The 8,122-nt window shown below is 37.5% G+C and carries 1 protein-coding gene; it reads right to left on the reverse strand.

The genetic code is table 11. The features are described 5' to 3' along the window. Positions 1 to 92: 92 nt before the first annotated feature. Positions 93 to 8,122 (reverse strand): PKD-like domain-containing protein (locus ACJJV4_RS08145; protein ID WP_405293258.1); only part of this gene is annotated, 8,030 nt, incomplete at its 5' end.

Here is an 8,122-nt window from a genome sequence, read left to right on the forward strand (position 1 = left end):
AAAAAAAATGAGAAATGTTAGTATAAGCTAACAAGCAAACCTACTTGTTTTATTAGTCAACAAATTATAGTATGTACTACAACTTACCAATATTATCTGTTAATATAAATCCAACCTGTTTTTGGTTTAGAACCATTTCCTAAATCTAAAACATAGTAGTACGTCCCAACAGGCAGCTCTTTTGCCTCGTTTATGGTTACCCTTCCGTTAGAAGTTCCATCCCAAGTATTAGAATATCCTTTGGCTTGGTAAACAATATTTCCCCAACGGTTATAAACTTCCAATTTATTATTCGGATAGTTTTCAATACAACTAATTAAAAACAAATCGTTATCACCATCGCTATTTGGTGAAAACTCATTATAAACTTCTAAACATTGTGGCGTAACAAAAGCAGTAGCCATATTGTTAGATGAATTGGTGTCCATACCACCATCTAAACTAAAGATAGTCGCTGTATTTAGATAATCCCCAGTACCTAGTACTTCAACTGTAATTTCTAAAAGTTGTATATCGCCTTCATTCAACACAGGCACCGTCCATTCACCATCGTTCTCTGAATAAGTTCCGGCAGTGGCTATGTAAGAAATAAATTCATATCCACTAGGAATAAATTCTTCAACAACAATATTATTTGCCGTTACAGAACCTTCATTAGTTAAAGTAATAGTAAAAACAACTTCGTTATTAACAACCGGTTCTGCTTCATTCACAACTTTCTCTATACTTAAGTCTGAAGCACCACTAAAGATACTTACTGTAGCATCATCTGGATCTCCATCATTATCTACATCAGCATTTGTTGCGTTATCAGGATCATCGGAATCTTCACGGATTGAAGCTGTTGAATTAACAATTGTTGCATCTACAAATGCCGTATTAACCACCCTACCTGCATCAATATCATCTACCGTTACCAAATGTTCTGCAGTAGCTGTAAAGGTTTCTCCTGGTGCTAAAGACGACACTGTCGACGCACTGGTAAGCGTTGCGTTAGCATCGGATAAAATAATATTTAATAACGTTACATTTCCTGCGTTTGTAACTGAAATACTATACGTTAAAACGTCTCCAATATTGGTATACGAACCAAAATCGACAGCTTTAATTACATCTAAAATAGCCAATTGTGGCGTTACGGTTACTGTTGCATCATCTGGTTCTCCATCGCCATTGGCATCACTATCTGTAGTATTATTAGGATCATCAGAGTCGTCTGTAACTAAACCTCCCTTAGGATCTTCAGCATTTGCAACTGCAGTATTTGTTACCGAACCTATATCTAAATCACTTTGTGTAATAGTATGGCTTGCAACTAGCATCATACTTTCTCCTGGCTCTAATGTTGCGATATTAGCTGGAGAAATACTTCCTGCATCGGCATTAATATCAGAAATTACAATATCTGTTAACGTAACATTACCGGTATTAACAACTTCTAAAACATAAGTAATAACTTCTCCTACGCTATCCCATAGACCATCTGGCGCTAAATCGGCTGCTTTGGTAAGCGAGATTGATGGTGATTGAGTAATATTAGTTACTGTTACATCATCAGGATTTCCATCGGCATTAGCATCATTATCTGCCATGTTATTCGGATCATCAGAAATATCGCTTACCGCATTTCCTAAAGCATCGGTTGCATTTACATTCGCTGAATTTGAAACCGTTCCGGCATCTAAATCTTCTTGTGTTAATGTATGTGTTGCCGTAACAGAAATACTTTCACCAGGAACTAATAAGGTAATATTAGCCGGAGAAATACTACCCGCATCGGCATTAGCATCTGTTATTAAAATATTAGTTAATGTAATGTTACCCGTATTGCTTACAGTAATATTGTAAGCGATTTGCTCTCCAACGCTATCGTAACTTCCATCTGTAGCCGCTAAGGCTTCTTTAAGAATACTTATTTTACCTTCTATCGGTAAACTTGTAACAGTATCATCGTCTGGGTTTCCATCATTATTATCATCTACATTGGTTGGGTTGTTTGGATCATCAGAATTATCTGAAACAACATTTCCATCAGGATCCTCACCTGTAACCACAGCGGCATTTGTTATACTGCCTGAATCGATATCAAATTGAGTAATAGTATAAACAGCTGTAAATGTTGCATTATCTATTTGACCAGGAATTAAATCTATAGCAGCTCCATTTACCGCAACTAACGGGTCTGAAATACTAATATCGGTAATTGTTACATTTCCTGAGTTTATCACTTCAAATGCATAACTAATAGTTTCACCTACATTGGAAAGACCGTTTCCGTTGGCATCATTAAAAGTGCCTGTTTTAGTTAAAGTTAATTCTGGATTTCTAGTTAAACTTGTTACTGTTGGATCATCTGGATCACCATCACCGTTAAGGTCTTCATTGGTTGGGTTATCCGGATCATCAGAGAAATCACTAACATCGGTTACAGTACTTCCATCAATATCTTGACCTATTGCCAGAGCAGTATTTGTTAAATTACCAGAATCGATATCACTTTGTTGAATAGTATAAACTGCAGAGAAATTAGTATTATTTACTTGCCCAGGATTCAAATCTATTGGAGCACCCACAACACTAACAATTGGATCTGTAATTGTTATTCCGAAGATGGTTACATTTCCTGTGTTTCTAATATCAAAAACATAAGATATTGTTTCACCTGTCTGTGGAATTCCATCAGCGTTTTCATCATTAAATGTTCCTATTTTATATAATGATAATTTAGGATCTCTTGATAAACTAGTAACAGTTGCATCATTATTGTTACTTGTTGTTGGATCATCAGAATCATCGGTTATTGTGTTTCCTGATGGATCTGTACCCGAAGCCGTAGCCATATTTTCAACACTACCTGTATTAACATCAGTTTGATTTAAAACATATATTGCTGTAAATGTAGTACTATCCGTTTCACCTGGAACTAAAGTAATAGCACTACCTGAAACTGAAACTAAAGGATCTGAAATAGTTATCCCAGAGATAGTCACATTCCCTGTATTAGAGACATCAAAAGTATATTGAATGGTTTCTCCTGCCTGAGCTAAGCCATCGCTATTAGCATCGATAAACACACCGGTTTTGGCGACGCTTAATTCCGGATTACTTGTAAGAGTTGTAACTGTAGCATCATCTGGTTCGCCATCACCATTAGCATCAAAATCGGTAGCATTTGTCGGATCATCAGATGTATCTGTTACATTAGCTCCATTGGTATCTTCACCATTTACGGTTGCAGAATTTGTAATACTACCAAGATCGATATCGGCTTGTGTAATAGCATAAACCGCATAGAATGTAGCATTATTTACTTCGGTTGGCATTAAAGTTATTGGTCCGCCATTAACCGTAACTAAAGGATCTGTAACCAAGATATTAGTCAGCGTTACATTCCCTGTATTAATTACTGAAAAAGTATATGTTAAAGTTTCATCTTTTTGCGGTATACCATCGCCATTTTCATCATTAAACACCGATACTTTTTCTAATTGCATTGATGGGTTTTGGGCAATGATTGTATTAGTTACATCGTCTGGTTCGCCATCTGCATTGGTATCATTATCTGTTGCATCATTTGGATCATCCGAATCATCGGTAACCACATTCCCGAATGTATCTGTACCTGAAACCGATGCTGTATTGCTAACCAACCCTGAATTTATTTCATCTTGAGTAATAGTATGTGTTGCCGTTAAAGAAACACTAACCCCTGGCGCGATACTCGAAATAACGACAGGTACAATGCTTCCGCTATCGGCATTAGCATCTGTTACACTAACATTAGTTAAGGTTACATTACCTGTATTGGTTACTATTAATGCGTAAACTATTTGTTCTCCAACGGTATCATAACTTCCATCTGTTGCTGGTAAAGTTGCTTTAGTTAAACTAATACCGCCTTGTACTGGTAACGTTGTAACGGTAGCATCATCTGGTTCGCCATCTCCGTTATCATCAAAATCTGTAGCATTGGTTGGATCATCAGAAGCATCTGTTACTGCACTTCCGTTTGGCGCTTCACCATTAACTACAGCTGTATTACTTATGCTTCCTGAGTCGATATCCGTTTGAGTAATGGTATATACAGCAGTAAATGTGCTATCATCATTTTCAGTTGGGTTTAGAGTTATTGCTCCTCCCGAAACCGTTACCAAAGCATCTGTAATAGTAATATTATTAATGGTAACATTACCTGTATTTACAACATTGAAGGTGTAACTAATAGTTTCTCCTACTTGAGAAATACCATCATTATTTTCATCTACAAAAACACCTGTTTTAGTCACACTCATTTTCGGGTTAGCCGCTAAAAGCGTTACCGTATCATCATCAGGATCTCCATCGCTATCCACATCGTTATTTGTTGGATTATTTGGATCGTCTGATGTATCTGTCACAGCATTACCATTTGGATCTTGTCCTGAAACTGAAGCCGAATTACTAACACTACCCGAATTAATATCTGCCAATGTTAACGTATAGGTTGCTGTAAATGTTGAATCGTCTCTTTCGTTTGGAAGAAGATCAATAGGACCTCCATTTACTGAAACCAAATTATCTGTTATTGCAATATTTGTTATGGTAACATTTCCTATATTTCGAACATCAAAAGAATAACTAACAGTTTCACCTACTTCAGGGAAACCATTTCCGTTCTCATCATTAAACTGAGAGGTTTTTAATAAGGATAATTTAGGATCTTGTAATAATGTTGTAACCGTAGGGTCATTATTTGCTGATGTTGTTGGATCATCGGAAACTGCACTTACGAAAGCTCCTCTTTGCGAAGTTCCAGATACCGTTGCGCTGTTAGAGACATCTCCAGAATTTATATCATCTTGCGTTAAGGTGTAAACAGCAGTAAACGTAGTATTATCTATTTCGGTTGGCGCTAAAGTAATTGGTGCTCCCGAAACAGTTACTAAAGGATCCGAAATAGACACGCCGTAAAGCGTTACATTCCCTGTATTAGCCACATCAAAAGTATAAGCTATAGTTTCTCCTACTTGCGCTACGCCATCTCCATTAGCATCAATAAAAACACCTGTTTTAGAAACAGCTAACATCGCTACTTCATCAAAATTGAATATAGTAGCATCATCTGGCTCACCATCGCCATTAACATCAGTGTTTGCTGTATTATTTGGATCATCTGAAACATCGAGAACTTGATTTCCTTTAGGATCATTACCCGCTACGGTTGCCGAATTTGTAATACTTCCTGAATCAATATTAGATTGAGTAATGGTATAATTCCCGAAGAACGTTGTAGCGTCAGAACCTGTTGGAGCTAAATCTATTGGTCCTCCATTAACAGTAATCAATGGATCGCTAATAGAAATATTAGTTAACGACACGTTTCCTGTATTAGAAACTGTGAAGTTATAGTTTAAAGTTTCTCCTTCTTGAGGAATACCATCGGCATTTTCATCATTAAAGGTTACTACTTTTTCTAAAGACATTGATGGTGTTTGTTCTAACACTGTAACTGTAGCATCATTAGAATCTGTTGTACTCGGATCATCAGATACATCTGAAACCTCAGTTCCACAAGGATCAAAACCAGATGCTATAGCACTATTTACAACTTCGCCTGCATCTAAATCGGCTTGAGTAATAGTATGCGATGCGTTAAAAGTAACTGTTCCAAAAGCTGGAATTGTATTAAAAGTTAAAGGAGAAATACTTCCTGAATCGGCATTTACATCGGCTAGTGTTACATTGCTTACTTCAACTTCATTAATATTTTCTACTGTAATTTCATATTGAATAACCTCTCCAACCGTATTATAACTTCCATCTGAAGCAGCTAATGTCGATTTACGAACTACAAGTTCAGCTTCCGGACTTACGGTTACAATATATTGATACGGATCTCCAAGACATCCATCTGCTGATGTTGGCGTTATAGTATAAATTATAGTTTGAACAGCTCCTGAAGTATTTATTAAATTATCTGTAATTGAATTTGCTGTTGAAACTGTTGTTGTTTCACCATTCACATTACTGTTCTCATCGGCCACCCATGAAAATGCTATTCCACTTAAATCAACATCCGTTGTTAAATCATGATTTAAAGCAATATTACTGCACGTTGTATCAACAGGTAAAACAGCGACAAAAGGTTCTGGATTAACAGACACTAACAACTCGAATGTATTCCCTTCGCACCCATCAGAATTAAAAGGTGTTATATTGTAAAGTATATTTTGAATTACTCCACTCGTATTTGTAATAGCATCTGATATAATTGTTCCACTACCATTTGCAGCACCACTAACGTTTGTATTAGGAGCAATTTCCCAAGTAAAGGTAACTCCTGATAATGATGATAAATTAGTTAAATTGTAATCCATAGAAACATCACTACATACCGTAACATCGGTATCCGTAATCTCTAAAGTTGCTGTTACATCTATGGTATATGTATAAGTGTAAACCGAAGTATTACCAGCACAATCTGTATAAGTAAATGTGTATATTTTTTCACCATCACATAACGGATCTTCATTTTCTGTAACAACAGGAATAATGTTATTTCCACATACATCGATTACCACAGGAGCAATTGGTTCTGTAGCATCTGCAACATCCATAACTGTACTCGAATCATTCGTTGGAACCACCGGTAAAGTCGTAGTTTCAATCGTATAGGTATAGGTATAAACTGAAACATTATTAGCACAGTCCGTATAAGTAAAAGTGTAAATCTTATCGCCTTCGCAAGTTGGATCCGTGTTTTCTGTGATCACGGGAATAATATTATTTCCGCAAACATCCGTTACTGTTGGTGTGGCTGGTTGAACCGCATCTGCTATACATTCTACAGCGCTGGTTGCATTCGCTGGAACTACAGGTAATGTCGACACATCAATCGTATAGGTGTAGGTGTAAACGGATACATTGTTAGCACAGTCCGTATAAGTGAAGGTGTAAATCTTATCGCCTTCGCATACGGGATCCGTGTTTTCTGTGATCACTGGAATAATGTTATTTCCGCAAACATCCGTTACTGTTGGTGTGGCTGGTTGAACCGCATCTGCTATACATTCTACAGTACTGGTTGCATTCGCTGGAACTACGGGTAATGTTGACACATCAATCGTATAGGTGTAGGTATAAACGGAGACATTGTTAGCACAGTCCGTATAAGTGAAAGTGTAAATCTTATCGCCTTCGCAAGTTGGATCGGTGTTTTCTGTTATTACAGGAATAATGTTATTACCGCAAACATCCGTTACTGTTGGTGTGGCTGGTTGAACCGCATCTGCGATACATTCTACAGTACTGGTTGCATTCGCTGGAACTACGGGTAATGTCGACACATCAATCGTATAGGTGTACGTATAAACGGAGACGTTATTAGCACAGTCTGTATAAGTAAAAGTGTAAATCTTATCGCCTTCACATACGGGATCCGTGTTTTCTGTGATCACTGGAATAATGTTATTACCGCAAATATCCGTTACTGTCGGTGTGGCTGGTTGAACCGCATCTGCTATACATTCTACAGTGCTGGTTGCATTCGCTGGAACTACAGGTAATGTCGACACATCAATCGTATAGGTGTAGGTGTAAACGGATACATTGTTAGCACAGTCCGTATAAGTGAAGGTGTAAATCTTATCGCCTTCGCAAGTTGGATCGGCATTTTCTGTTATTACAGGGATAATATTATTACCGCAAACATCCGTTACTGTCGGTGTGGCTGGTTGAACCGCATCTGCTATACATTCTACAGTACTGGTTGCATTCGCTGGAACCACGGGTAATGTTGACACATCAATCGTATAGGTGTAGGTATAAACGGAGACGTTATTAGCACAGTCTGTATAAGTGAAGGTGTAAATCTTATCACCTTCGCAAGTTGGATCGGTGTTCTCTGTGATCACTGGAATAATGTTATTTCCGCAAACATCCGTTACTGTTGGTGTGGCTGGTTGAACCGCATCTGCTATACATTCTACAGTGCTGGTTGCATTTGCTGGAACTACAGGTAATGTCGACACATCAATCGTATAGGTGTAGGTGTAAACGGAGACGTTATTAGCACAGTCTGTATAAGTGAAGGTGTAAATCTTATCGCCTTCGCAAGTTGGATCGGTGTTCTCTGTTATTACAG

Source organism: Algibacter sp. Ld11 (assembly GCF_045066735.1).
GTDB lineage: Bacteria > Bacteroidota > Bacteroidia > Flavobacteriales > Flavobacteriaceae > Algibacter.